This is a genomic window from Agrobacterium sp. 22-226-1, assembly GCF_053522345.1.
On the sequence record NZ_JBNWCP010000013.1, the window covers coordinates 87,025 to 110,452 of the forward strand.

The 23,428-nt window shown below is 61.6% G+C and carries 28 protein-coding genes; 12 read left to right on the top strand and 16 right to left on the bottom strand.

The window, feature by feature from the left end:
* The first annotated feature begins 15 nt into the window (after positions 1–15).
* The 4 genes from ACQZ5K_RS20300 (at position 16) to ACQZ5K_RS20315 (ending at position 4,468) form a co-directional block, all read left to right on the top strand.
* On the top strand, positions 16–885 hold the full coding sequence (locus ACQZ5K_RS20300) for an isochorismatase family protein (RefSeq protein WP_448741218.1): 870 nt from the start codon (positions 16–18) through the stop codon (positions 883–885).
* Positions 886–898: 13 nt separating this feature from the next.
* On the top strand, positions 899–1,654 hold the full coding sequence (gene dhbA, locus ACQZ5K_RS20305) for a 2,3-dihydro-2,3-dihydroxybenzoate dehydrogenase (protein ID WP_448741219.1): 756 nt from the start codon (positions 899–901) through the stop codon (positions 1,652–1,654).
* Positions 1,655–1,716: 62 nt separating this feature from the next.
* Entirely contained in the window at positions 1,717–2,427 is a 711-nt protein-coding gene (locus ACQZ5K_RS20310; protein WP_448741220.1) for a 4'-phosphopantetheinyl transferase family protein, read from the top strand.
* Positions 2,428–2,554: 127 nt separating this feature from the next.
* Positions 2,555–4,468 carry a PhoX family protein gene (locus tag ACQZ5K_RS20315; RefSeq protein ID WP_448741221.1) on the top strand — a complete coding sequence of 638 codons (1,914 nt, stop codon included), beginning with the start codon at positions 2,555–2,557 and terminating at the stop codon, positions 4,466–4,468.
* Positions 4,469–4,572: 104 nt separating this feature from the next.
* On the opposite strand, the gene ACQZ5K_RS20320 is transcribed toward ACQZ5K_RS20315, so the two are convergent.
* From ACQZ5K_RS20320 to ubiT, 14 genes are all read right to left on the bottom strand, one after another.
* Positions 4,573–5,268, bottom strand: coding sequence for a cytochrome c3 family protein (locus ACQZ5K_RS20320; protein ID WP_448741269.1), 696 nt, complete (start codon positions 5,266–5,268; stop codon positions 4,573–4,575).
* Between the two features lie 2 nt (positions 5,269–5,270).
* Positions 5,271–5,762 carry a nitrate reductase cytochrome c-type subunit gene (locus ACQZ5K_RS20325; RefSeq protein WP_374997448.1) on the bottom strand — a complete coding sequence of 164 codons (492 nt, stop codon included), beginning with the start codon at positions 5,760–5,762 and terminating at the stop codon, positions 5,271–5,273.
* On the bottom strand, positions 5,732–8,236 hold the full coding sequence (gene napA / locus ACQZ5K_RS20330; RefSeq protein WP_448741222.1) for a periplasmic nitrate reductase subunit alpha: 2,505 nt from the start codon (positions 8,234–8,236) through the stop codon (positions 5,732–5,734). The genes ACQZ5K_RS20325 and napA overlap by 31 nt, the downstream gene beginning before the upstream one ends.
* Positions 8,211–8,498 (bottom strand): chaperone NapD, encoded by a 288-nt coding sequence (locus ACQZ5K_RS20335; protein WP_003520944.1) that lies wholly within the window; start codon positions 8,496–8,498, stop codon positions 8,211–8,213. The genes napA and ACQZ5K_RS20335 overlap by 26 nt, the downstream gene beginning before the upstream one ends.
* Complete coding sequence (locus ACQZ5K_RS20340; protein WP_448741223.1) at positions 8,491–8,991, bottom strand: ferredoxin-type protein NapF; 501 nt, start codon at positions 8,989–8,991, stop codon at positions 8,491–8,493. The genes ACQZ5K_RS20335 and ACQZ5K_RS20340 overlap by 8 nt, the downstream gene beginning before the upstream one ends.
* Positions 8,992–8,998: 7 nt before the next feature.
* Positions 8,999–9,184, bottom strand: a complete 186-nt coding sequence (gene napE / locus ACQZ5K_RS20345) for a periplasmic nitrate reductase, NapE protein (RefSeq protein ID WP_003585411.1) — start codon at positions 9,182–9,184, stop codon at positions 8,999–9,001.
* 201 nt (positions 9,185–9,385) lie between these two features.
* Positions 9,386–10,573: an NnrS family protein gene (locus ACQZ5K_RS20350; protein WP_448741224.1), complete on the bottom strand. Its 1,188-nt coding sequence runs from the start codon at positions 10,571–10,573 to the stop codon at positions 9,386–9,388.
* Complete coding sequence (locus ACQZ5K_RS20355; RefSeq protein ID WP_448741225.1) at positions 10,570–11,322, bottom strand: ATP-binding cassette domain-containing protein; 753 nt, start codon at positions 11,320–11,322, stop codon at positions 10,570–10,572. The genes ACQZ5K_RS20350 and ACQZ5K_RS20355 overlap by 4 nt, the downstream gene beginning before the upstream one ends.
* Positions 11,319–12,128 carry an ABC transporter permease gene (locus tag ACQZ5K_RS20360; protein WP_448741226.1) on the bottom strand — a complete coding sequence of 270 codons (810 nt, stop codon included), beginning with the start codon at positions 12,126–12,128 and terminating at the stop codon, positions 11,319–11,321. Before ACQZ5K_RS20360 ends, ACQZ5K_RS20355 begins: the two co-directional genes overlap by 4 nt.
* 5 nt (positions 12,129–12,133) lie before the next feature.
* A complete protein-coding gene (locus ACQZ5K_RS20365) occupies positions 12,134–13,117 on the bottom strand; it encodes an ABC transporter substrate-binding protein (RefSeq protein WP_448741227.1) in 984 nt (327 codons plus the stop codon).
* A gap of 147 nt (positions 13,118–13,264) precedes the next feature.
* Positions 13,265–13,648 (bottom strand): hypothetical protein, encoded by a 384-nt coding sequence (locus tag ACQZ5K_RS20370; protein WP_448741228.1) that lies wholly within the window; start codon positions 13,646–13,648, stop codon positions 13,265–13,267.
* Entirely contained in the window at positions 13,645–14,583 is a 939-nt protein-coding gene (ubiV, locus tag ACQZ5K_RS20375) for a ubiquinone anaerobic biosynthesis protein UbiV (protein WP_448741229.1), read from the bottom strand. The genes ACQZ5K_RS20370 and ubiV overlap by 4 nt, the downstream gene beginning before the upstream one ends.
* Positions 14,584–14,588: 5 nt before the next feature.
* A complete protein-coding gene (gene ubiU, locus ACQZ5K_RS20380) occupies positions 14,589–15,566 on the bottom strand; it encodes a ubiquinone anaerobic biosynthesis protein UbiU (RefSeq protein WP_448741230.1) in 978 nt (325 codons plus the stop codon).
* On the bottom strand, positions 15,557–16,072 hold the full coding sequence (gene ubiT / locus ACQZ5K_RS20385) for a ubiquinone anaerobic biosynthesis accessory factor UbiT (protein WP_448741231.1): 516 nt from the start codon (positions 16,070–16,072) through the stop codon (positions 15,557–15,559). The genes ubiU and ubiT overlap by 10 nt, the downstream gene beginning before the upstream one ends.
* A gap of 149 nt (positions 16,073–16,221) precedes the next feature.
* Between ubiT and ACQZ5K_RS20390 the strand changes: the two genes are divergently transcribed.
* Genes ACQZ5K_RS20390 through ACQZ5K_RS20400 form a run of 3 tightly spaced genes read left to right on the top strand, consistent with a single transcriptional unit; the run spans position 16,222 to position 18,730 of the window.
* A complete protein-coding gene (locus ACQZ5K_RS20390; protein WP_448741232.1) occupies positions 16,222–16,572 on the top strand; it encodes a DUF488 domain-containing protein in 351 nt (116 codons plus the stop codon).
* 56 nt (positions 16,573–16,628) lie between these two features.
* Positions 16,629–18,143 (top strand): UbiD family decarboxylase, encoded by a 1,515-nt coding sequence (locus tag ACQZ5K_RS20395; protein WP_448741233.1) that lies wholly within the window; start codon positions 16,629–16,631, stop codon positions 18,141–18,143.
* Positions 18,140–18,730, top strand: a complete 591-nt coding sequence (locus ACQZ5K_RS20400; protein WP_448741234.1) for a UbiX family flavin prenyltransferase — start codon at positions 18,140–18,142, stop codon at positions 18,728–18,730. Before ACQZ5K_RS20395 ends, ACQZ5K_RS20400 begins: the two co-directional genes overlap by 4 nt.
* Before the next feature lie 4 nt (positions 18,731–18,734).
* On the opposite strand, the gene ACQZ5K_RS20405 is transcribed toward ACQZ5K_RS20400, so the two are convergent.
* Positions 18,735–19,412 (bottom strand): NnrU family protein, encoded by a 678-nt coding sequence (locus ACQZ5K_RS20405; RefSeq protein ID WP_448741235.1) that lies wholly within the window; start codon positions 19,410–19,412, stop codon positions 18,735–18,737.
* Positions 19,413–19,424: 12 nt separating this feature from the next.
* On the bottom strand, positions 19,425–19,580 hold the full coding sequence (locus ACQZ5K_RS20410) for a hypothetical protein (protein WP_003520964.1): 156 nt from the start codon (positions 19,578–19,580) through the stop codon (positions 19,425–19,427).
* 136 nt (positions 19,581–19,716) lie between these two features.
* Here ACQZ5K_RS20410 and ACQZ5K_RS20415 point away from each other — a divergent pair, with 136 nt between their 5' ends.
* The 5 genes from ACQZ5K_RS20415 (at position 19,717) to ACQZ5K_RS20435 (ending at position 23,412) form a co-directional block, all read left to right on the top strand.
* Positions 19,717–20,250 carry a cytochrome c oxidase subunit 3 gene (locus tag ACQZ5K_RS20415; RefSeq protein WP_448741236.1) on the top strand — a complete coding sequence of 178 codons (534 nt, stop codon included), beginning with the start codon at positions 19,717–19,719 and terminating at the stop codon, positions 20,248–20,250.
* 4 nt (positions 20,251–20,254) lie between these two features.
* The gene (locus tag ACQZ5K_RS20420; protein ID WP_448741237.1) at positions 20,255–20,545 is read left to right on the top strand and encodes a hypothetical protein; all 291 of its coding nucleotides are present in this window, start codon (positions 20,255–20,257) and stop codon (positions 20,543–20,545) included.
* Between the two features lie 166 nt (positions 20,546–20,711).
* On the top strand, positions 20,712–21,164 hold the full coding sequence (locus tag ACQZ5K_RS20425; RefSeq protein WP_448741238.1) for a c-type cytochrome: 453 nt from the start codon (positions 20,712–20,714) through the stop codon (positions 21,162–21,164).
* A 24-nt stretch (positions 21,165–21,188) separates the two neighbouring features.
* Positions 21,189–22,535 (top strand): nitric-oxide reductase large subunit, encoded by a 1,347-nt coding sequence (locus ACQZ5K_RS20430; RefSeq protein ID WP_137411895.1) that lies wholly within the window; start codon positions 21,189–21,191, stop codon positions 22,533–22,535.
* A 64-nt stretch (positions 22,536–22,599) separates the two neighbouring features.
* Positions 22,600–23,412: a CbbQ/NirQ/NorQ/GpvN family protein gene (locus ACQZ5K_RS20435; protein ID WP_174058660.1), complete on the top strand. Its 813-nt coding sequence runs from the start codon at positions 22,600–22,602 to the stop codon at positions 23,410–23,412.
* Positions 23,413–23,428: the final 16 nt, after the last annotated feature.

The following is a 23,428-nucleotide window of genomic DNA, read 5'->3' on the forward strand; positions in this document are numbered from 1 at the left end:
AAAACCGAGGTCACCATGACGATCCCCACCATTTCCGACTATCCGATGCCGGTTGCCGCGAGCTTTCCGGCCAACAAGACAAAATGGCAGCCCGATGCGAATCGCGTCGTACTGCTCATCCACGACATGCAGCGTTATTTCCTGCGGTTCTACGAGGCCGACGGCAAGCTGATGACCACCCTCATCGACAATCTCGCCAAGGTGAAGGCATGGGCCGTTCAGAACGGCGTGCCGGTCATCTATACCGCCCAGCCGCATAACCAGCCGCCCGGCGACCGCGCGCTGCTGAACGACATGTGGGGACCGGGTCTCACTGTCGTCGATCCCGAATTGCAGAAGGTGGTTGACAAGCTCGCGCCGACGCCCGACGACGTGGTGCTGACCAAATGGCGCTACAGCGCCTTCCAGCGTTCCGACCTTGCCGAGCGCATGAAAGGCTGGGGCCGCGACCAGATCATCGTCGGCGGCGTTTACGCCCATATCGGCTGCATGATGACGGCGGTGGAAGCCTTCATGAAGGATATTCAGCCCTTCATGATCGGTGACGGTGTCGCCGATTTTTCCGAGGCCGAACACCGCATGGCGCTGCAATATGTGGCGACGCGCTGCGGCGTGGTGATCGACACAGCAAGCCTTGTCGGCGCAAGCGAGGCCACCGGCACCCGCGAATGGCTGAAAGCCCGCGTCCTGCAGATGGTGGAGGATGAAAGCGATATCGACCCCGATGAGAACCTCATCTTCTACGGACTGGATTCGCTGCAGGTGATGAAGCTCGCCGGCGAATTGAAGGAGCGCGGTGTCACCGTCGGCTTCGATGAGCTGGCCCGTGTGCCGACACTTTCCGCCTGGTGGGCGCTGATCGAAGAAAAGCGGCTCGCAGCCTGAGCGGACGGACAAGATGACACAACAGAGATTTAGCGGGCGGCGCGTGCTGGTGACGGGCACGGCCCAGGGCATCGGCCGCCGCATCGCCGAACGTTTCATCGAGGATGGGGCCGAGGTCATCGGCCTCGACCTTCTGGCCGACACAGTGGGGGCCCCCTTTCGCCAGATCGCGCTCGACATCACCGACGCGGCGGCGGTGGAGACGACCTGCAAGGCGATAGAGAGCGAATGGGGCGGGCTCGATATTCTGGTCAATGCCGCCGGCATATTGCGGCTCGGCGACAGCGAGAGCCTGACGCCGGCGGACTGGAAAGCCTGCATGGATGTCAATGCCGCCGGACCGTTCTATATGCTGCGGCAATGGAGCGGCACCTTCAAGCGGCAGGGGCGCGGCGCCATCGTCAATGTTGGCTCAAATGCCGCCGTCGTGCCGCGCATCGGCATGATGGCCTATTGCGCTTCCAAGGCGGCGCTGGTCAGCCTCAGCCATTGCGCCGCCCTGGAGCTTGCGCCCTATGGCGTGCGCTGCAATGTCGTTTCACCCGGCTCCACCGATACGCCGATGCTTGCCGGCATGTTGAGCGATCCTTCCGGCAAGGACCGGCTGGTCGCGGGGCTGCCCGAGCAGTTCAAGCTCGGCATCCCGCTCGGCAAGATCGCGAGGCCGGACGATATCGCCGATACGGTGCTGTTCCTTGCCTCCGATCAGGCAGGCCACGTGACGATGCAGCAGATCGTCGTCGATGGCGGCGCAACGCTTGCGGCCTGAACGGCAGTGGGAGGGCGAAAGCGTGAGCGCATGATCTAGGCCGCTGGATGAAGGTGACGGACATGGCTATTGCAACGGCGTGTCATCGCAAAGCCGTCTCCGGCGATCCACCGGAGGCCATCTGGCCTTGGCCGGACGACAGCTGCGATTGCCATTGCCTCACCCTTCATTACAGCGCCGATGAGGGTTGCGGCGGCGAGGTCCCTCCCTTGCCGCCGCAGCTTTTACACGCCCTGCCCAAACGCAAGGCCGAGTTCATCGCCGGGCGTAGATGCGCGGCCGAAGCCATCCGCCGCCTCACCGGCCGCTCCACCTTTCCCGGCATGGGTGAGGACCGCGCCCCCATCTGGCCCGAAGGCGTGATCGGCGCGATTTCCCACAGCCATGAGCGGGCGATTGCCATTGCCGGCTCTTCGGGGCGGTTCCGCGGTATTGGCATCGATATCGAAAGGCTCCTGACCGAGGAAGAGGCCTGCGATATCGCCACGCAGGCCCTGACGGAGCGTGAACACGACAGCCTCGGCAACGCCATCGACCCCTTCATGACCGGAATGATTTTTTCGGCGAAGGAAAGCCTGTTCAAGGCGCTTTATCCGACAGTGAAACGGTTTTTCTTTTTCGAGGCGGCGGAATTATCCGGCTTCGACGATAACGGCTCGGCCTCGCTGCGGCTGACCGCCGACATAGGCGAATGGCGCAGGGGAACGAAGATTCCCTTCCGTTTCTGCCGCTTCGACGGCTTTCTTGTCACCCGCATCCTGATCGGGCGCTGACGAAAAACGCCGCCCCGGCGCAGGGAAAATGACCGCCGATACTGCCCTTTCCGTCATCCGAATGAAATATTGGGACGGTAGGCACCTTGCTGGAATGATTCCAAACAAGCAACGGTGGAGACAGACTATGACCGACATCGATACGAGCAAATTGTCCTGGGACGAGTGGGACGAACTGCAGAACCCGCCGCCGGCCGAAACCGATTTCGACCGCGTTGTCGAAACCGCGATTTCCCGCCGCGGCTTTCTCGGCGGCGTGCTTGCCTTCGGTTCGGCCGCGGCCGCCATGGGCACGCTCGGCAACCTGATGAGCAGCACCTCAGCCGAAGCGCAGGAAGCCACCGTTGGCCGTTTCCCCTTCAAGGCGGTTGCCGCCGCCACCGACAACACCATCCATGTCCCGGAAGGTTATAACTGGAAGCCGCTGGCGAAATGGGGCCAGCCGCTGTTCTCCAACGTTCCCGATCTCGACCCTGCCAAGGGCGTCAGCGTTGAAAACTCCGACAAGGTCTTCGGCGAAAACACCGACGGCATGGAACTCTTCGTGGTCGGCAGCCACCAGCTGATCGCCGTCAACCATGAATATGTGAACCCCGAAATCAACCTTCCGCACGCTGAGAAAGGCAACCCGAAGACGGCCGACGACGTGAAGATCCTGCAGAACATGCAGGGCGTCACCGTCATGGAAGTCGCGGAAGACAAGGACGGCTGGAAGATCGTTCTCGACAGCCCCTTCAACCGCCGTATCCACCACAATACGCCGATGAAGCTTTCCGGCCCGGCCGCAGGCTCCGATCTCGTCAAGACCGCCGCCGACCCAAAGGGTGTCGACTGTCTCGGGACCTTCAACAATTGCGGCGCCGGCCGCACGCCGTGGGGCACCTATCTCACCTGCGAAGAAAACTTCAACGGCTATTTCGGCACCACCGACGCCGCCTTCAAGCTGCCTGACGATTACAAGCGTTACGGCATCGTCGCCGAGACGCGCTACGCCTATGAGAAGTTCGACGAGCGTTTCGACGTCGCCAAGAACCCCAACGAACCGCGCCGCGCCGGTTACGTGGTCGAGATCGATCCTTCGGACGCCTCCTCCACCCCGATCAAGCGCACCGCGCTTGGCCGCATCAAGCACGAAAACGCCGCCGTGGTCATCGCCCGCGATGGCCGCGTCGTCGTTTACATGGGTGACGACGAGCGTGGCGAGTTCCTCTATAAATTCGTCTCAAACGGCATTTACGTGCCGGGCGGCGACACCTCGAAGCTGCTCGACGAAGGCACGCTTTACGTCGCAAAATTTTCCGATGACGGCGCCGGTGAATGGCTCGCCCTGACGCCTGAAACCACCGGCATGAAGATCGACGAAATCTGCGTCTTCACCCGTCAGGCCGCTTCCAAGGTGGGCGCGACGACGATGGACCGCCCGGAATGGGTCGCCATCAACCCGGTCGCCATCGAAGCCTATTGCGCGCTGACCAACAACAGCCGCCGTGGCGAAATGAAGGACGGCAAGCTGCGCGCCAATGCCGGCGGCGACGCCATGGCGATCAATGCCGCCAACCCGCGCGAAAAGAACGAATACGGCCAAATCGTGCGCTGGTATCCGGAAAATGACGACCATGCGGACGGCAAGTTCAAGTGGGACCTGTTCTGCATGGCCGGCAACCCTTCCGTTCACAAGGACGCCTATGCGGGTTCTTCGAACATCAACGAAGGCAACATGTTCAATTCGCCTGACGGCATGATGTTCGATAGCACCGGTCTGCTCTGGATCCAGACCGATGGCGAGGACACCAATGAAGGCAACTTCGCCGGCCAGGGCAACAACCAGATGCTGGCGGGCGACCCGGCCACCGGCCGTATCGAGCGCTTCCTCACCGCGCCGAAGGGTTCGGAAGTCACCGGCCAGACATGGTCCGGCGACAAGCGCACCCACTTTGTCGGCATCCAGCACCCGGACGCCCCCTTCCCGGATGGCGAAGGCAAGCTGCCGCGCTCGACCGTCATCGCCATCAAGCGCGATGACAATGTGAAGATCGGCTAAGCCACAGGCATATTGGCAACCGGATCGTCGCGACAGCCGCGATCCGGTGGCACTGACGAAAACGCCGTGCGCCCGAAGGGATGCACGGCGTTTTTTTCAGGCGATCAGAAAACGTTCCGATGCACATCCATCATCGCACGCCGCAGGTCGTCGACGGCAGAGGCCGTCGGCCCCGGCTGGTCGTTGAGCGCCGGCGGCATTTTCCAGCCGGGGTCTATGCCTTCCATATTGGGCAATTCATGAGCGATGCCTTTATGGCAATCGATGCAGGTGGCCTTGCCCGTCAGCAGATATTTGGAATGGATATCGGCGGCGCGCTGTGTCTGTTTGGTAAAGTCCATGGCAGCGGAGGAATGGCAGTTGCGGCATTCCAGACTGTCATTGGCCTTCAGGCGCGACCATTCGTGCTGGGCAAGCTCCAGCCGCTTGTCGAGGAACTTTTTGCGCGTATCGATGGTGCCGAAAATCTTGCCCCAGACCTCCTTCGAGGCCTGCATCTTGCGGGCGATCTTGTCCGTCCACTCATGCGGCACATGGCAATCCGGGCAGGAGGCGCGCACGCCGGAGCGGTTGGAGAAATGCACCGTCCGGGTCAGTTCCTCATAAACATTGGCGCGCATCTCGTGGCATGAAATGCAGAAGGCTTCCTTGTTGGTCATTTCGAGCGCGGTGTTGAAGGCGCCCCAGAACATGACCCCGCCGACGAAACCGCCAAGGGTGAGGAAGGCGAGGCTGAGCGTGCCGGCCGGCGTCGTCAGAACCGCCCAGAGCCAGGCGAGAAGTTTTTTCACACGGGCGATCATCATTCGCTACCCGCTGGTTTGACGCCCATTTCGCTCATGTCCTGAAACGTGTTGGGCACGAGCGGCCGTGTGTCGGCCTGCGGCACATGGCAGGCCGTGCAGAAATAACGGCGCGGCGAAACATCCGCCAGCATCTGGCCTTCGCGCGTCATGTAATGGGTGACGCTGATCATCGGCGCGCCGGAATCCTGCGTGAATTCGCGCTTGTGACAGGAGAGACAGCGGTTGGCATTGACCGAAAGCTGGTAACCGTCGATCGAATGCGGGATGACCGGCGGCTGCTCCGGATAGGCGCGCATGCGCCTGAAATCGTCGATCACCCATTTCGGCAGGGGTTTCGCAGGTTCGGTCTGCATGGCATCGCCGCGCGGACCGGACAATTCCGGCACCATCTGTGCAACGGCCCCCGTCGCGAGCGCCACGACCAGAAGCGTGGCGGCGATCCATCCGTGTTTCCTGATCATGCGACCGGCTCTATCTTGACTGCGCATTTCTTGAAATCCGTCTGCTTGGAGATGGGATCGGTTGCGTCGAGCGTCACCTTGTTGATGAGCTGGCTGGCATCGAACCAGGGAACGAAGATGACACCGGGCGGCATGCGGTTGCGGCCGCGCGTTTCCACGCGGGAGCGTATTTCGCCACGGCGCGAAATGATGCGGATTTCCGCGCCCTGATTGAGCCCGCGCTTGCGCGCATCGTCGGCATTCATGAAACAGCGGGCGCCGGGGAAGGCCTTGTAGAGTTCCGGCACACGCATGGTCATGGAGCCGGAATGCCAGTGCTCTAGCACGCGGCCCGTCACCAGCCAGGTATCGAATTCCGCATCCGGGGATTCCGCCGGCGGCTCGTAGGGCACGGCGATGATGACCGCCTTGCCGTCCTTGTTGCCGTAGAACTTCACGCCCTCGCCCGGTTTGACGTAGGGGTCGTAACCTTCGCGGTAACGCCAAAGCGTTTCCTTGCCATCCACCACCGGCCAGCGCATGCCGCGCACCTCGTGATAGGCATCGTAAGGCGCCAGATCGTGGCCGTGGCCGCGGCCGAAGGCGGCATATTCCTCGAAGAGACCCTTTTGCAGATAGAAGCCGAAATCCTTGGATTCCTGGTTCTGGTAATCCGCGTTGATCTCGCTTAACGGGAACTTGCCGACATCGCTGTCCTTGAAGAGCACCTCGTACAGCGTCTTGCCGCGATAGGCGGGATTGGCGTCCAGTATCTCCGCCGGCCACACCTCATCCGTGGTGAAGCGTTTGGAAAATTCCACCAGCTGCCAGAGGTCGGAACGCGCCTCGCCCGAGGCCTCGACAAGCTGGTGCCAGACATGGGTGCGCCGCTCGGCATTGCCATAGGCGCCTTCCTTCTCCACCCACATGGCGGCGGGCAGGATGAGGTCAGCGCTCATGGCCGTGATGGTCGGATAGGCATCCGAAACAACGATGAAGTTTTCCGGGTTGCGATAGCCCTGATAGGTCTCGTTCTTGGTGTTGGGACCGGCTTGGACGTTATTATTGACCTGCACCCAATAGAAATTCAGCTTGCCGTCATGCAGCATGCGGTCCTGCTGCACGGCGTGGTAACCCGGCTTTTCCGGGATAATGCCGTGCGGGATACGCCAGATTTCCTCAGCATGTTTGCGGTGTTCCGGGTTGGTCACCGTCATGTCGGCCGGCAGGCGATGGGCGAAGGTGCCCACCTCGCGCGCCGTGCCGCAGGCCGAGGGCTGGCCGGTGAGCGAGAACGGGCTGTTGCCCGGCTCGGAAATCTTACCCGTCAGCAGATGGATGTTGTAGACCATCTGGTTGGCCCAGACGCCGCGCACATGCTGGTTGAAACCCATGGTCCACAGCGACATGACCTTGCGGTTCGGGTCCGCATAAAGCTCGGCCAGTTCCTCCAGGAAACCGGCTTCCACCCCGGTCATGGCGGCGGTCTTTTCCAGCGTGTATTCGGAGACGAATTCCTTGAAGGTCTCGAAATCGATCGCTTCGGTCTTGGTCGGATCGGCGGAATTGGCGGCATTCACCTCAACCGGATTGTCGGGCCGCAGGCCATAACCGATATCGGTGACACCGCGCACGAATTTCGTGTGGTTCTTCACGAAATCTTCGTTGACGCGCCCGGTCTTGATGATGTGATTGGCAATGTAATTGAGGATGACGAGATCCGTGCCCGGCTTGAAGACCATCGGAATATCGGCAAGGTCCATGCTGCGATGGGTGAAGGTCGAAAGCACCGCCACCTTCACATGGTCGAAGCCCAGGCGCCGGTCGGCAATGCGGGTCCACAGAATGGGATGCATCTCCGCCATATTCGAGCCCCAGAGCACGAAGGCATCGGCATGTTCGAAATCATCGTAACAGCCCATCGGCTCGTCCATGCCGAAGGTGCGCATGAAGGCGTAAGCGGCCGACGCCATGCAGTGGCGTGCATTGGGATCGAGATTGTTGGAGCGGAAGCCGGCGCGCATCAGCTTGGTTGCCGCATAGCCTTCGAAGATCGTCCACTGGCCGGAGCCGAACATGCCCACGGCCGTCGGCCCCTTCTCCTTCAGCACCCGCTTGCACTGTTGCGCCATCACATCGAAGGCCTCATCCCAACTCACCGGCTCGAACTCGCCGTCCTTGGCGTAGACGCCGCCTTTTTTGCGCAGAAGCGGGGTTTGCAGGCGGTCCTTGCCATACATGATCTTGGACAGGAAATAGCCCTTGATACAGTTGAGGCCGCGATTGACCTCCGCCTGCATGTCGCCATGGGTGGCGACGACCTTGCCTTCCTTGACGCCGACCATGACGCCGCAGCCCGTGCCGCAGAAACGACAGGGCGCCTTGGACCACTTGATCTGCAATGCGGAAACCCCGCCTGGCACCGGCTGGGCGGCGGCCGGCAGCGCAATGCCCGCTGTTGCTGCCGCAATGCCGGCGGCATGGGCCTTCAATAGATCACGCCGCGTCAGTTCGCTGCTCATCGCCGCTTGTCTCCTCTGTGTCGACGTGTTCGAAAACCATGTTGGCGGCAATCACACCGTCGAGTGTCGAAATATAGGTGAGCGTATCGCCCAGCATGCCGGTGCTCGTGCCGTCTATGACGATGACGATCTTGCCGTTGCCCTCGCCATGAACCTCGACATTGTCGAGCGTTGAAAGCGTTGCCAGCACGGCGTCCCGCATCTGCGGCATCACCGCCACCACGGCGCTTGAGACATGATACCGGCCTGTATTTTCAGGCATATTGCATCTCCGTGGCTCTCTCTTTGATCTCGATCACACTGGCGGGGCAGACGGACACGCATGCCCCGCAACCGGTGCAGGCATCTTCCAGCAGTTCCGGAACGAAGGGGCCGCCACGGCGTGGCCGAAACCGTATGGCCTCGGTCGGACAGGCATCGCGGCAGGCCTGGCAATCGATATTGCCGAAGGCGAGACACCCCTCACCGATCGCCATGACATGATCGAAGCGCTGTGCCGCGGGGGCGGCAAAGACCGGCTCGGGACAGGCCTCCGCGCATTTGCCGCAAAAGGTGCATTCCCCGGCGGAGAAATCCACGCAAGGCAAACCGTCCGCCATGGCGATGATGCCGGTGGGACAGGCCTCCACGCATTTTGCACAACCGCTGCACGCGGCGAGGTCCCTCAACGCGACCCCGGGGGGACAGATGCGTGGTCTATTTTTTCGCCCGCCGCGCAGGAAATCGCGGCGGCTGAGAGAGACTTTCATCATCATCTCTCCCTCAATGTCCGGGCGGCCCCGGCGGGCCGTAAATGATCTGGAACATCCAGACAATAAAACCATAGGCTCCGACAAATCCGACCGCCAGAATGGGCCAGATTCCGAATGCCAGAACGGCGAAGGTCACAAGTTCCCTCGTCCTGCTTGGCTTTTCATCTGCGTGTTGAGGCGCGACTATTTTAGGCATATTCGCGTTTCCCTATTCGGTTGGAGTTATAATCGGCCAAAAAGAAAATATGTTCAACCACTTGATTTTATTGATTATTTATCAAAACTAACATTCATCAATATCCCTCCTCTAAGTCACTGATTTCACATTGTGCTTTTGCCGAAAAAATAAACAAACCCGTCGGAACAGTGATGTCGGTGCAGCGGGGCAAGGTCTCGCTCATCCGCATGCCCCCGCCTCATCGATGCCAAGCGCGCGCATGAAAGGCAGAAAGCCCTGCAACCAGACCCCGAAGCTCGCCGCCCACAAAACGGCGCTGAGGACATGGTGATAGGGCGATAATGTTGCGGCAAAATCGAATTCCGGCAGGATGCGCACCAGCCCGGCCATCGCCATCAGAAGGGCGGCCACATGCGCCTGCCATGGCAGATGCGTCAGGTTGCGGCCCGTATGCCGCAGCCCGGCAATGATGAAGACGGCCATGATGGCGCATCCCAGCGCCCCGACCGAGAGCAGATGCAGCCCTGCGGCGGGCGTAACGGAAAAACCGAGCCGTGTCGCGCCGAGCGCCAGAAAACCCACGCCCGCAAAGGCATTGCCGAGGCCAAGCAACAGCACTTCGGTCTTGAAGACGGCACGCCCGATGAACCATTCGGCCAGCCGGTCGAAAAAGGCGGCGCCGGCCGCAAGCGAAAGCCAGGCGCAGACATCGCTTTGCGGAAAGAAAAGTTTCGCCGCCATGTAAAGCGTCACCATGGCGCCGGCCATATGCTGGCGGCCGGGATGCGGCCGATAAGGCGTGGTCTCGCCACCCGGATCGAGCGCCAGATTGATGACAACCACATTGATACGCGCGGCGGAAAGCGAAAACAGCACGGTGAAAATGCACAGCGCCGCTTCCAGCAAGCGGGATGCAAGTTCGAGATCGCCGCTCCACCAGGCATAACGCACACCCGCTTCAGCCGCCGTAAACAGAAGAAGCCAGATAAGGAACGCCAGGTGTTTCATCGTGCGCCGCGCCAGCATCGCCCTGCCGATGAGAACAGAGAGCGCGAGCAGAAAGGCGAGATCGAAAAAACCTGCAAACAGGCTCCCTGCCTCCATCCCGAGAAAGCCGATAAGGCGGCCCGGCAGCCAGAGACCGGCGAGATGAAGCAGCGTTCGTCCCTGCGCCGGCTTCGTATCCGTCCATTCCGGCACCGCCGAGCCAAAAAAACCGGCAAGCGCCATGCCATAGGTGCCGAAGATCATTTCATGGGCGTGCCATTGCGATGCAGGCACCGCATCGGCGAAAGGCAGGGCATAACCACCGATGACGATCCACAGGAGGGGCCAGCCCGCACCGTGCAGTGCGGCCAGAGGGAAAAACAGCCGCAGCGCTTCGGAAAGGATGGGGGGCTGCCTCATCGCACCCGCTCCCTTGCTGAAAACAGTTCGGCGAAGGCCGGGCTCTCGGACAGGCGTTCCGCTTCGTCGAAAACCGCACGCGCCATGCGCCGGCCCGGCGAACCCGCGGGCTTATGCGCGGCAACGACTCGGCCATCGACGCCGGAGAGCACGATCAGCCTATCGGCAACCAGCAACGCCTCATGAAGATCATGGGTGACGAGAAGCGTGGAAAAACCGCGCCGACGGGCGGCGCCCACCAGAAGCTCCTGCAAATGACGGCGCAAGCCGACATCGACGGCGCTGAAGGGCTCATCCAGAAACAGCATGTCCGGCTCCACGGCGAGCGCCCGCGCAACGCCCGCGCGCTGGCGCATGCCGCCGGAGAGTTCCACCGGATATTTGCCGAAATCAGCCACCTCCAGACCGACCTCCAGCGCAAAAAGGCCCGCCCTTTCGCGCCGCTCCCGTTTCGGCATGCCGGCCGCCGCAAGGCCGTAGGCGATATTGTCGATAAGCGTCATCCACGGCAGCAGCCTCGGCTCCTGAAACACCAGCCCCTGCCGGCGATAATGGCGATGCACGCGGCCGCGAACAGGATCGATGATACCGGCTGCGATCTGTAAAATCGTCGTCTTGCCGCTGCCGGAGGGGCCGAGCAGCGCCACGGTTTCCCCCGGCGCTATGCCGAGATCGAAATTCTCGAACAGGCTGCGGCCGAGAAAGGCGTGGCCGACATGTTCGAAACGCAGGATGGAACGGTCGCTCATCGTTTGACACCCCATGGCAGCCCGGCGGCGCGCCAGCGCTCCAGCGCCTCGCGCAGCAGATGCAGCAGGCCGTAATCGGTCAGCAGCGCCAGCGCGACGGTGATGGTGAGCCAGGCACTGACCTGCGCGATGTCGAACAGCGCGCGTGCGGTGGCCAGTTCGCCGCCAATGCCGCCGGAATTCGAAAGGAGCTCGGCCATGACGGTTACTTTCCACGCGCTTCCCGCCGTCGTCGTCCAGGCCGGGAAGAGGTAGGAGAGCACATGCGGCATGGTGACGGTGCGCAGCCGGTAAAACCATGGAGCGCCGAAAGCCTGCGCCATCACTTCCAGCTGACGGTCCCGCTTGGCGACACCTTCCAGCGCACCGGCAAAGGACACGGGAGCCGAGGCGATGATGACGGTCATGACAGCCGTGCCGCCGGACGAGCCGAACCAGATGAGCGCCAGCACGATCCAGCCGATGGGCGGCACACCGAGCAGAACGGTGACAACAGGCTTCATCAACCGCATGGCCGCGAAAGAATAGCCCGCCAGCACGCCCGCCACCGTGCCGATGCCGGCGGCGATTGCAAAGCCGGTCAGGGCCCTGACAGCGCTCTGCGACAGGATGGCGAGGAAATCCGCCCGCGCCGCCAAAAGCCCCATTGCCGCGAAGGTCTCCCCCGGCGAAGGCAGGATGAAGGAGCCATAAATCTCATGCCCGGCCTGCCAGGCGGCGAGAAAACAGAAAATGCCTGAAAGCCCGGCCCAGCCCGCCCAGAGATAGCGGCCCATCCAGCCAAGACTTTCGAGAATGCGGTTCATGCCTGTTACACCAGATAAAACCCGTCATCCGGCCGCCGGCCGCCGATGATTGCCGGGTCGGCCTTGGCAAGCTCATCGTAAAACGCCTCGAGATCGCCGCGCGCAGCGCTCGCCTTCAGGGCGCATAGATGACTTGTCGGGAAGGAGGCGACGATGATTTCCGGCGGGAAACCCAAGGCATCGGCGGCCGCAGCCGCCGCCGCCTTTGGATCGGCCATGGCGCTGGCAAGCGCCGTCTCCATGGCGTCCTGCAAAGCCTCGATGCCGGCCCTGCCGAATTTTTGCTGGACCAGCGATGTCAAGGCGAGGCCAGCCTGCGGAATTTCAGCCTTGCCGGCCACCTTCGCCCATTCCCGCTGGATATCGATGGTGCGATGGACGGTCATGAAAAAAGACTTCGCCTTGATGAGCACGGCGGTCGCGGCCGGCTCGCTCAGCAGGGCGGCATCCACCCGTCCCGTCAGCAGCAATTGCGCGGCTTCCGGCGGCGAGGCGGCATATTCCAGCGTGATGTCGCCGGGCTTCAGGCCGTTTTCGGCAACAAGGCGGCGCAGCACGAAATCGGGCATGTCGTTCTTGAACGGCAAAGCGAGGGTCTTGCCGGAAAGGCTCTGGAGGGAGTTCAACGTTTTGTCTTTCGAAACGATATAGAGCAGGCCCGTGGTCAGCACGTTCAACAGCCCTAGGCCGAGACCGCGATTATGGAGATTGGCGACGCCGTAGCTCGGCATCACCACCGCTCCCATGGAGCCGGAGGCGACGGCGGCGCGCATTTCATCCGGCGTTTTCCAGGCTTTGAAGACGGCGCCGGGTGCGACATCCTTCAGGAACCCGCCCTTTACCGCATGGGCCAGCACGGCCGACGGTGCGGCCGGAGGGCCATAAAAGGTGAGCGGCGCTTCCGCCTTCGCAACATGTGGTGCGGCAAGTGTCGCGACCGCGAGCCCGGAAAAGGCCGAAAGAGCCTGACGACGGGTGAGATGGGCCATGGTCCTGATCCTTTCGCGCCGGAAGCGCCATGATGCGCGTGACGCCCGCTCAGACCGTTTTCCGGTCCCGGCGCGTCACCACCCCGGAAATGACATTTTGCAAGCGCCCGCTCTTTGCGCAGGATCAAACAGGGCCAAAAACAGGGATTATTCACCCTTCTTGAGTGAGAGCGCGTCCCGCAGGAGCCGCGAGCCCTCCTGAGCGGCGGCAGCGATATCGAGAAACATCAGGCTTGCGGTTTCGACCACACCTTCATCCGTCGTGTCGTCTTCGGCGAAATCGCACAGCATCTCGGTCAGGAGCGCGATCTTGCGACGCTCCTCGCGGGCGGCGGCCAGAAGCTTGACGATATTGCGCTGGCGCTCGAAATCCTCGAGTTCGCGCAGCGCCTCGTGCACCCTGTCGCGGCAGCTGCAATCAAGCGCGCTCTGCAAGACAATATCGCGCACCAGATGGATTGCCGCCGCGATATCCGCTCCGCCCGGTGCGGCTGCGGGCAGCTTTTGCTCGCTTTGCCCGTTCGTCGTCATGCATTCACCCCATGCGCCGTGTTGCGGGCACGGGCGATCCAGGCCGCCCCTTCCTGCCCGTGGTGGAAACCATTGGAAAAGGGCACGTCCGGGTAGATTTGCCCGAGACGTGCAAGACCGTCCTCCGCCTCCCGCCTGCCGGCCAGAACATCGTGATGGATTTGCGCCACCGCGACCATGTCGCAGTCCTGCGGCGACAGCCGGAAGCGGGAAATGCCGGCGGCGGCTAGGTCCTGCAATTCGCCAAGCAGCGACTGGCAGGTATGCGACACCGTCTGCACGCCGTTCAGCGCCAGAAACGACTGCCGGTCAAGCGTGCGTACCGGCAATCCATCCGGATCGTCGCCGCAGACGAACTGGCAATTATCCTTGATATTGCCCTTGGCGCGGGCATGGGCGCAGCGCGCCGAAATGGCGAGCGGCAGGCGGCCGAAGGCGAAGATCTCGAAGTCCACATCAGGCGTCTGCGCCACGATGCGCTCCACCGAGGTCATCGGCAGTTCCGGCGGCAGGCATATGGCGCTCGCGCCGCGAGACGACAGCAACCGCGCGGTCGCGGCATTATAGACATTCACCATCGGCCCGACGACATGCGGGGTGCCGTGCAGCATGCCGAGCGCGGAAAGATCGTTCGCCTCGACCGGATAGGGACTGTCGGCGATCAAGCCGCGCAGGTGGCGGCTTTCCCGCTCCAGCGTCACCAGTGAAAGCGTCGAGAGGATCACCTGTTTTCCGGCACTCTCCAGCCGCTCGATCACCTCCGCCAGATGCGGCTCGGTGAAATGAAACCGTTTGGAGCAGACGGTTTCACCGAGATAGACATGGCTGACGGGCGCTTCATCGGCGATGCGGAAATAGAAATCGCGCCATTTCTCCCCCTGCCAGAGATAGAGGACCGGGCCGAGCGCCAATGTGGCTTTTGCGGGTTTTGCCATCGCCGTCATCTCCAGCGTTTCTCATAAGCGCCGACGGTAGTGCGCTGGCCTTCGCTCAGGAGCCGGAGGCGGGAAAGCAGCCTGCCGCGCTCCTCAGCACCGGCGGCAAGCGCCCGGTGCAGGGTGGAAACCACTTCCGCCACATAGGCCTTTCCGCGTTGGCGGCCCTCGATCTTCAGTGCGCTGACGCCCGCCTCGCGCAAGGCATCGATCTGGTCCATCACATCAAGCGACACCGGATCCTCGAAGGCATAGGACCTGTCATCGGCGATCTCGAAACGGCCCTTGCACAGCGTGGGGTAACCCGCCGCCTCGCCAGCCGGAAAGCGGTTGATGGTGTAATCGCCGAGTTCCGATACCAGCGCCTGCCCGTCCTGCCGGTAGCGGACGTGGCTTGCCGGCGAGCAGACGCCGTTCATGTTGGGTGACTTGCCTGTGGCGTAGGAAGATAGCGAGCAGCGTCCCTCCGCCATGACGCAGAGACCGCCGAACACGAAGATTTCGATCTCGCAGCGGATTTGCCGCGCCAGCCGGGCGATGTCGGCAATCGTCAGGGTGCGCGGCAGCACCACACGTTTCGCGCCGAAGGCATCGACGAGGAAATTCACCGCGTCGGCATTGGACGCGGAGGCCTGCACGGAGACGTGGATACGCTGCTGCGGATGATGTTCCGCCACATGCGCCATCAGTCCGAAATCGGCAAGGATAAGCGCATCAGCCCCCGCCTTCACGGCATCGGCCGCGCCGCGATACCAGATATCCTCACTACCGGCGCGCATGAAGGTGTTGAGCGCCACGAAGGTCTGGACACCGCGCTTTTTCGCGTAAACGATGGCCTCGGCAAGTTCCTCGCGGGAAAAATTAAGGCCGGGGAAATTGCGGGCATTGGTTTCATCGCGAAACCCGCAATAGACGGCATCCGCCCCGGCATCCACGGCCTCGCGAAAGGCGGCGGGCGTTCCTGCAGGACAGATCAGTTCCATGCCTCACCTCCCCGTGTTTCGGATAGAACATGGCCGCGCAGGCGGTTCGCAAGGCCAGTTACCATCGGCGCGAAAGGTCCGGCAAATGCACCGAGATCGCGCGGCAGATCGATGCCGCTGTCATCGAGCGCATTGCGCAGCGCCAGCATCGCTTCCATATCGCCGGTGACGCTGAGATCGCGCGAGAAGAACAGCGCATCGGCATCCTGCCGCCCCTCCATCAGCGCGAGCAGCATGAAAAGCGGCCCTTCCACCGCCGCGTCCGTCTTGGGCAGGCGGGCCTTGCGGCTGACGGTGATGGCGGGACCTGCCGGCTCGACCATGAAGGCGAAGGGGAGATCGACGGGCAGAAAGGCGTAGCGCTTGCCACGATGTTCACCGAGCCGGACGAACATATCCGGATGCCGCTTCATGATCTGCGCCAGCATCGCCGCCGTCGCTCGCTGCACCACGGCAATGGGCAGAAAATTCATGGGGCGGGCGATGGCGGCGGGAAAAGGTCTCATGGAAGGTCCTGTCGGCTCAGTTGCGGGCGGCAACCTAACCGCAGCGTGCGGGTGGCGGTTTGAGCGAACGCAAAGACAGGGAAATTTTCGGGTGCGCCTTCACAAAAGCCGCTATAAATCATTCACTTGCCAAGCTAGGGAGGCCGCCCGTGTCCGATTTAAGGGTCAAAAGGATTTACGAACCCGCCAGCGACGACGACGGCGCGCGCATTCTGGTAGACCGGCTCTGGCCGCGCGGTATGAGCAAGGAAGATGCAAAGCTTTCCCTGTGGATGAAAGACATCGCGCCCAGCAACGAATTGCGCAAGAACTTCTCCCATATGCCGTCCCGCTTTGAGGAATTCACCCGGCACTATCATGAGGAGCTTTCGGCCAATCCCGATGCCGTGGCGCACATGAAGAAGTTGATGGCGAAGGGCCGGATCACGCTGCTTTATGCTGCCCATGATACCGAACACAACCACGCCCTCGTTCTTGCCGACTATCTTCGTTCGCACTGAAGCCGCATTTGCGGCAGCGCAAGGACATGCCGCATTGCCGCCTGCAAACAGGCGGCATGAGAAACGAAGCAACAGAAACGAGACCCGTCCGCACCGCCGATCTGCGCGGTTTCATCCGGCTGCTGGAAGAACGTGGGCAGCTGCGGCGAATTCGCCAGCCGGTATCGCTGGTGCACGAAATCACCGAAATCCACCGCCGCGTGCTTGCCGGTGGCGGGCCGGCGCTGCTGTTCGAGCAACCCGTCGACCATGAGGGCAAGGTGCGGGCGATACCGCTGCTTGCCAATCTGTTCGGCACGCGGCAGCGCATCGAATGGGGTTTGGGGCTGGAGACCGGCGGCCTGCCCGCACTTGGACGAACGCTCGCCGAATTGCGCGAGCCGCAGCCGCCGAAATCCATGGCCGAAGCGTGGGGTAAGCTGCCTTTGCTGAAGGCCGCACTTGCCATGCGGCCACGCAACGTCTCGCGCGCGCCGGTTCAGGAAAGGGTGCTGACAGGCGATGCAATCGACCTTGCCTGCCTGCCGGTGCAATGGTGCTGGCCGGGCGAGCCGGCCCCGCTCATCACCTGGCCGCTGGTCATCACCCGTTCGCCTGACGATCCCGACGATATCAATGTCGGCATCTATCGCATGCAGGTGCTGGGGCCGGACAGGGCGATCATGCGCTGGCTGGCGCATCGCGGCGGGGCGCAGCACCACCGGCTGTGGCAGGCGCACGGGCTGGATATGCCCGTTACCGTCGCCATCGGTGCCGACCCTGCCACCATTCTCGCTGCCGTGATGCCGCTTCCCGACCATATCAGCGAGCTTGGCTTCTCCGGCCTGCTGCGCGGCTCGAAAAGCCGCATCGCAAAAGCCTTGACCGTGCCGATGCCGGTGCCGGCCAATGCCGAGATCGTGCTAGAGGGCACCGTTTCGGCAACGGAAACGGCACTCGAAGGCCCATATGGCGACCATACCGGCTATTATAATTCGGTCGAATCCTTCCCGGTCATGACGCTCTCGGCAATCACCATGCGCCGCGATCCGATCTATCTTTCCACCTATACCGGCCGGCCACCGGATGAGCCTTCTGTTCTCGGCGAAGCCATGCTTGAGATTTTCCTGCCGCTCGTGAAAAAGCAGTTTACGGAAATCGTCGATCTGTGGATGCCGCCGGAGGCCTGCTCCTACCGCGTCATGGTCGCATCCATCGACAAGCGTTATCCCGGTCAGGCAAAGCGGGTGATGATGGGCCTTTGGTCGATGCTGCCGCAGTTCAGCTATGTGAAGCTCATCATTCTGGTCGATCCCGACATTGATGTGCGCAACTGGGCGGATGTCATCTGGGCGCTATCCACCCGTTTCGATGCTTCGCGCGATACGACGATCATCGACGATACGCCAATCGATTATCTCGACTTCGCCTCGCCGAAAGCCGGCCTTGGTGGCAAGATGGGTCTGGACGCCACCCGCAAGCTGCCGCCGGAAACGGAGCGCGAATGGGGCCGCGTGCTCTCCATGACACCTGACGTCATCGCACAGGTGGATCTGATGTGGCGTGATCTCGGCCTTGGAGAACGGCCATGATCCCGTGCCGCGTCGTGGTCGGCGTCACCGGCGCTTCGGGTGCCGGCATTGCGTTGCGCATCGTCGAGCGCCTTGCCGGGATGAAAAGCGTCGAAATCCATCTCGTCCTATCGCAATCCGCCAGACGCACTGTGTTGCATGAGGAAGGGGCGCAAGCCATGGGGCGGATGTTCTCACTTGCTGGCGTCAATCATACCGTCAACGATATCGGCGCGGCGATTGCCAGCGGCTCCTTCCCGACAACAGGCATGATCGTCGCCCCCTGCTCCATGCGCACACTTGCGGCCATTGCAACCGGGCTTTCGGACAATCTCCTCACCCGCGCCGCCGATGTGCATCTGAAGGAACGTCGGAAACTTGTGCTGATGACGCGCGAGACGCCGCTGCATCTCATCCATCTGCGCAACATGTGCACGGTGACGGAGGCTGGCGCCATCGTCATGCCGCCGGTGCCGGCCTTTTACAACAGGCCGCAAAGCGTCAACGATATTATCGACCAGCTCGCCGCCCGCGCCATCGATCAACTCGGCATCACTTCCGCGCCGCAGGCACCGATATGGCAGCCGCATATGGTGAAGGCGCCCTAAGCGATCAGAGATAGGCCATGGGGTCCGCGCCAAAGAGCGCGGCATGGCCGCCGGCCAGCAGCCACCACACCGTCAACCCTGTCAGCGCCGCGGCTAGCAGCATCGGCCCGTCCACGGCGAGGCGCGTTTTGCCGGAAAGCATTGCTGCAAAAGGGATCGTTGCATTTTTAGCAGCCGCCGCGCTCCATGCATTACCCAGTCTTTTCCGCGCGCGTTTTTCGGTCATCGCAATCCCGCCAAGCGAAAACAGCGCAAAGCCGCCGAACAGGATGACGGAGCGCAGATCGCCATTCGGCACGGCATGCCCCAACGACCAAAACAGAAAGCCGACGAGTACCGGGTGCCGCGTGATGCGCACGATTGCCCCCGGTCTATCTCCCTGCCGTACGGAAATGGAAAGCGGATTGACGCTGAAAAGGCCGGCCAGCACGAAAAACAGGCCAATTGGAGCAGCGAGAAACGTGACATGCGCCTGCCAGGGCGCGACATCCCAGAGCGGAATATAATCGACCGACAGCGCGGCATAAAATACCCAGCCCAGCGTCAGAAGCGAGACGACGGAATAACTCCCGAAATAGGCGGGCCTGCCGATGGCCGCGATCAGCCGGCCGCGCACGGCAGGCGCGGCGGGAATGGAGTGCAGCGCCACGAAAAGCGAAAGAGCGGCGACAAGTTCAAGCATGCTACTGCCTTCTCACTGGTTCAGGAACAGCACCGAAGCAATGGCCACGGAGGCAAGCACGGCGGAAACCGCACCCATGCGCTGCAACACACCCATACGGTACAACAGCACCGCAAAGCCAATGATAATAGGGGTTGCGACAATCAGCCCGACCTGCGCGTCGTTCATGGGAAGCTCCATTTTCCAGAGTTGCGCTTTGTCATGACAATAAGACTTTGCACGCTCCCTTCTTTGACCGACCGCAAAGACGGGGGGGTGAGGACGCCTAAGCGTGGCTTGCTGTTTTACAATTACGGACAAGGCCATGGCGATCAATACGGAAGAGGCAAGCGGAAACCTGCTTTTGTGGATTCTGGTCTGGAGCGAACTTGCCGCTTTCGGCGCGCTGACCGGCGCCTTCATCATTGCCTTCGCCCTCAATCCCGAGGCCTTCGCCGTCGCGCGCCAACATCTGCAGCCGCAGCTTGCCGGCCTCAACACACTGATTTTACTGGCAAGCGGCTGGCAAGCGGCCGTCGCGGCCAGCCGCTACACCGCGCTGGCGGGCAAAAGACGGGCACTTGTGCTTGCCGGCCTGCTGGGCTTCGCTTTCGTCGGTGTAAAACTCTATGAATATTCCACCGAAATCGCCTTCGCCTCCGATCCCGCCGATGGCGCTTTCTTCGAGCTTTATTTCCTGCTCACCGGCTTCCACCTGCTGCATGTGGTCTTCGTGGCCGTGCTGCTGTTTCTCGTCGCAGTCTTCCCGAAAAACGAGAACGTCACGCTGGTGACGACGCTGTGGCATGTCATCGATCTGGTCTGGATCGTCATTTTTCCCGTTATTTATCTGGTTTGACATCATGATCCACCGCACCTCCCGCCAGCTTGCGAGAAGTTTTGCAGCACTCGCCATTCTCGTTCTTGCCGGTACGGCCGTCGTGACATCGTGGAAGGCAGCGCTTCTGCCGCCGGTCGCCGCCGCCTGCCTGATGCTGCTTTTCGCGCTCATGAAATCCAGACGCGTCATCGACGACTTTCTCGGCTTTCGCGAAGAGCGTGGCCTGCTGCGCACAGCACTTCTGGCATGGCCGGCCGTCTTTGCCGCCGCAGCCTTGTTGCGGGCGTTCCTGCAGGGCATTTTGTCGCTCTGAAAAGGCGGACCACACCACCTCTCCACTTGTTTGCCAAATGGCAAAGAACGCCGGCGGCCAGCGGCTAGAAAGGGGCGAGACCCGAAGCATGCTGGCAAATCCCGGCATGAGGGTTCGATCAAGCCAGTCCGCATAAGCGGTCTTCCGGATGGAAAGGACCATTGGCATGGCAGAACGCCTGACCAAAACAGGAGCGCGAAACGTCTTTTACGGCGGCTCCATCTTCTTCTTCGCCATATTCGTCGGGCTGACCGCCCATAGCCATTATTACATGCGCATCACCTCGACGGATGAAAGCACGCTGACGGAAAGCGTCGCGCGCGGCAAGCACGTGTGGGAGAAAAACTCCTGCATCAACTGTCACACGCTGCTCGGCGAAGGCGCCTATTTCGCGCCCGAACTCGGCAATGTCTGGAAGCGCTACGGCGGCGTGGAAGACAAGGAAGCGGCGCGCGATTCCATCAAGGCGTGGATGGCCGCCCAGCCCACCGGCATCGAAGGCCGCCGCCAGATGCCGCAGTTCAATCTCACCGAACAGGAACTCGATGATCTCGTCGATTTCCTCGAATGGACGAGCCGGATCAAGACGCAGAACTGGCCGCCGAACGATGCGGGTTGAGGCTGACGGCAAGGAGATGACGAGATGAAATACCAGACGCAAAAAGTCGCCATGCTGTATTTTTACGGCGCAATCGGGCTGTTCGTGGCGCAGATCCTGTTCGGCGTCGTCGCCGCCACGATCTACGTACTGCCCAATACGCTTTCCGAGCTTCTGCCCTTCAACATCGTGCGCATGATCCACACCAATGCACTGGTCGTGTGGCTGTTGATGGGCTTCATGGGCTCGACCTTCTATCTTCTGCCGGAAGAAACGGAAACGGAGCTTTACAGCCCCAAACTCGCCATCGCGCAGTTCTGGATCTTCCTGGTGGCCGCCGCGGTTGCCGTGGTCGGATATATGTTCCGCATCCACGAAGGCCGCGAATTCCTCGAACAGCCCTTTGCGATCAAGGTCGGCATCGTGCTTGTCGTTTTGATGTTCCTGTTCAACATCACCATGACGGCGCTGAAGGGCCGCAAAACCACCGTCATCAACATCCTGCTCTTCGGTCTCTGGGGTCTGGCGATCTTCTTCCTCTTCGCCTTCTACAATCCCATGAACCTGGCGCTCGACAAGATGTACTGGTGGTACGTCATCCATCTGTGGGTGGAAGGCGTGTGGGAACTGATAATGGCCTCGATCCTCGCCTTCCTGATGATCAAGCTCAACGGCATCGACCGCGAAGTGGTGGAAAAATGGCTCTATGTCATCGTCGGCCTTGCCCTCTTCTCGGGCATTCTCGGCACCGGCCACCACTATTACTGGATCGGCGCGCCAGGTTACTGGCAGTGGATCGGTTCGCTGTTCTCGACGCTGGAAGTGGCCCCCTTCTTCACCATGGTCATCTTCACCTTCGTCATGACCTGGAAGGCCGGCCGCAAGCATGAGAACCGCGCAGCGCTTCTGTGGTCGATCGGCTGCTCGGTCATGGCCTTCTTCGGCGCCGGCGTCTGGGGTTTCCTGCATACGCTGTCTTCGGTGAACTATTACAGCCACGGCACGCAGCTCACCGCCGCCCACGGCCACCTCGCCTTCTTCGGCGCCTATGTGATGCTGAACCTTGCCATGATGGCCTATGCCATACCGGAAATGAAGAAACGCGCGCCCTATAATCAGTGGCTTTCGATGACGAGCTTCTGGGTGATGTGCACGGCCATGTCGGTCATGACCTTCGCGCTGACCTTTGCCGGCGTTGTGCAGATCCAGCTTCAGCGCGTCATGGGCGAAAGCTTCATGGATGTGCAGGACCAGCTGGCGATCTTCTACTGGATCCGCCTCGGCTCCGGTTTCGCAGTTCTCATTTCGGCAATCATGTTCATCTGGGCAGTTCTGGTGCCGGGCAAGCAGAAACAGGGCGACGTCGCCCGCCTCGTGCAGCCCGCCGAATGAGAAACGGACCGGCTCTCCTTTTCCCCCGGAGAGCCGGTCCTTACCATCAACCATGGAGATGACCATGAATACGATTTTCCGCCCCGCGCCGCAGCCTTTGCCGGACGCGCCGTTCTACACCCCGCTTGGCAATGAATGCACGCTGTTCGAAAGCGCTTGGGTGCGGCAATTGCCGCTGCTGCTGAAAGGTCCGACAGGTTGCGGCAAGACCCGTTTCGTCAGCCATATGGCAGCGAAACTCGGCCTGCCGCTTTCCACCGTTTCATGCCATGACGATCTTGCCGCCGCTGATCTGACCGGCCGTTACCTGCTGAAAGGCGGCGAAACCGTGTGGATGGACGGCCCGCTGACACGATCCGTGCGCCAGGGCGGCATATGTTACCTCGACGAGATCGTCGAGGCGCGCAAGGATGTGGCTGTCGTGCTGCATCCGCTCACCGACGACCGTCGCATCCTGCCGCTGGAGCGCACCGGTGAGGTCCTTGAAGCACCCTCCGGCTTCATGCTCGTCGTGTCCTATAACCCCGGCTATCAGAACCTGCTGAAAAGCCTGAAGCCCAGCACCCGCCAGCGCTTCGTCGCCATTGAATTCGATTTTCTGCCCAAGGAGCAGGAAATCGCCGTCGTTTCGCATGAAAGCGGGCTGGATGCGCGCGATGTCGAGCCGCTTGTCGATCTCGCCCACCGGCTGCGCGGCCTGAAGGGCCACGATCTGGAAGAAGGCGTCTCCACCCGCCTGCTCGTCTATTGCGCCAGCCTCATCGATACCGGGCTTCCCGCCCGTCAGGCCGTGCGCGCGGCGATGATCGAACCGCTGACCGACGAGCCGGATGTGAAGGCCGCGCTGCATGAAGTGGCGGATGCGATCATCCGATAGGCGGTGAGGATAAACC

What these genes read in the sequence shown, in the direction of transcription:
- ACQZ5K_RS20300 (WP_448741218.1), top strand. Translation starts at nt 16, where the DNA reads ATGACGATCCCCACCATTTCCGACTATCCGATGCCGGTTGCCGCGAGC.
- dhbA (WP_448741219.1), top strand. Translation starts at nt 899, where the DNA reads ATGACACAACAGAGATTTAGCGGGCGGCGCGTGCTGGTGACGGGCACG.
- ACQZ5K_RS20310 (WP_448741220.1), top strand. Translation starts at nt 1,717, where the DNA reads ATGGCTATTGCAACGGCGTGTCATCGCAAAGCCGTCTCCGGCGATCCA.
- ACQZ5K_RS20315 (WP_448741221.1), top strand. Translation starts at nt 2,555, where the DNA reads ATGACCGACATCGATACGAGCAAATTGTCCTGGGACGAGTGGGACGAA.
- ACQZ5K_RS20325 (WP_374997448.1), bottom strand. Translation starts at nt 5,762, where the DNA reads ATGCGCAGTCAAGATAGAGCCGGTCGCATGATCAGGAAACACGGATGG.
- napA (WP_448741222.1), bottom strand. Translation starts at nt 8,236, where the DNA reads ATGAGCAGCGAACTGACGCGGCGTGATCTATTGAAGGCCCATGCCGCC.
- ACQZ5K_RS20335 (WP_003520944.1), bottom strand. Translation starts at nt 8,498, where the DNA reads ATGCCTGAAAATACAGGCCGGTATCATGTCTCAAGCGCCGTGGTGGCG.
- ACQZ5K_RS20340 (WP_448741223.1), bottom strand. Translation starts at nt 8,991, where the DNA reads ATGATGATGAAAGTCTCTCTCAGCCGCCGCGATTTCCTGCGCGGCGGG.
- napE (WP_003585411.1), bottom strand. Translation starts at nt 9,184, where the DNA reads ATGCCTAAAATAGTCGCGCCTCAACACGCAGATGAAAAGCCAAGCAGG.
- ACQZ5K_RS20350 (WP_448741224.1), bottom strand. Translation starts at nt 10,573, where the DNA reads ATGAGGCAGCCCCCCATCCTTTCCGAAGCGCTGCGGCTGTTTTTCCCT.
- ACQZ5K_RS20355 (WP_448741225.1), bottom strand. Translation starts at nt 11,322, where the DNA reads ATGAGCGACCGTTCCATCCTGCGTTTCGAACATGTCGGCCACGCCTTT.
- ACQZ5K_RS20360 (WP_448741226.1), bottom strand. Translation starts at nt 12,128, where the DNA reads ATGAACCGCATTCTCGAAAGTCTTGGCTGGATGGGCCGCTATCTCTGG.
- ACQZ5K_RS20365 (WP_448741227.1), bottom strand. Translation starts at nt 13,117, where the DNA reads ATGGCCCATCTCACCCGTCGTCAGGCTCTTTCGGCCTTTTCCGGGCTC.
- ACQZ5K_RS20370 (WP_448741228.1), bottom strand. Translation starts at nt 13,648, where the DNA reads ATGACGACGAACGGGCAAAGCGAGCAAAAGCTGCCCGCAGCCGCACCG.
- ubiV (WP_448741229.1), bottom strand. Translation starts at nt 14,583, where the DNA reads ATGGCAAAACCCGCAAAAGCCACATTGGCGCTCGGCCCGGTCCTCTAT.
- ubiU (WP_448741230.1), bottom strand. Translation starts at nt 15,566, where the DNA reads ATGGAACTGATCTGTCCTGCAGGAACGCCCGCCGCCTTTCGCGAGGCC.
- ubiT (WP_448741231.1), bottom strand. Translation starts at nt 16,072, where the DNA reads ATGAGACCTTTTCCCGCCGCCATCGCCCGCCCCATGAATTTTCTGCCC.
- ACQZ5K_RS20395 (WP_448741233.1), top strand. Translation starts at nt 16,629, where the DNA reads ATGAGAAACGAAGCAACAGAAACGAGACCCGTCCGCACCGCCGATCTG.
- ACQZ5K_RS20400 (WP_448741234.1), top strand. Translation starts at nt 18,140, where the DNA reads ATGATCCCGTGCCGCGTCGTGGTCGGCGTCACCGGCGCTTCGGGTGCC.
- ACQZ5K_RS20405 (WP_448741235.1), bottom strand. Translation starts at nt 19,412, where the DNA reads ATGCTTGAACTTGTCGCCGCTCTTTCGCTTTTCGTGGCGCTGCACTCC.
- ACQZ5K_RS20410 (WP_003520964.1), bottom strand. Translation starts at nt 19,580, where the DNA reads ATGAACGACGCGCAGGTCGGGCTGATTGTCGCAACCCCTATTATCATT.
- ACQZ5K_RS20415 (WP_448741236.1), top strand. Translation starts at nt 19,717, where the DNA reads ATGGCGATCAATACGGAAGAGGCAAGCGGAAACCTGCTTTTGTGGATT.
- ACQZ5K_RS20420 (WP_448741237.1), top strand. Translation starts at nt 20,255, where the DNA reads ATGATCCACCGCACCTCCCGCCAGCTTGCGAGAAGTTTTGCAGCACTC.
- ACQZ5K_RS20425 (WP_448741238.1), top strand. Translation starts at nt 20,712, where the DNA reads ATGGCAGAACGCCTGACCAAAACAGGAGCGCGAAACGTCTTTTACGGC.
- ACQZ5K_RS20430 (WP_137411895.1), top strand. Translation starts at nt 21,189, where the DNA reads ATGAAATACCAGACGCAAAAAGTCGCCATGCTGTATTTTTACGGCGCA.
- ACQZ5K_RS20435 (WP_174058660.1), top strand. Translation starts at nt 22,600, where the DNA reads ATGAATACGATTTTCCGCCCCGCGCCGCAGCCTTTGCCGGACGCGCCG.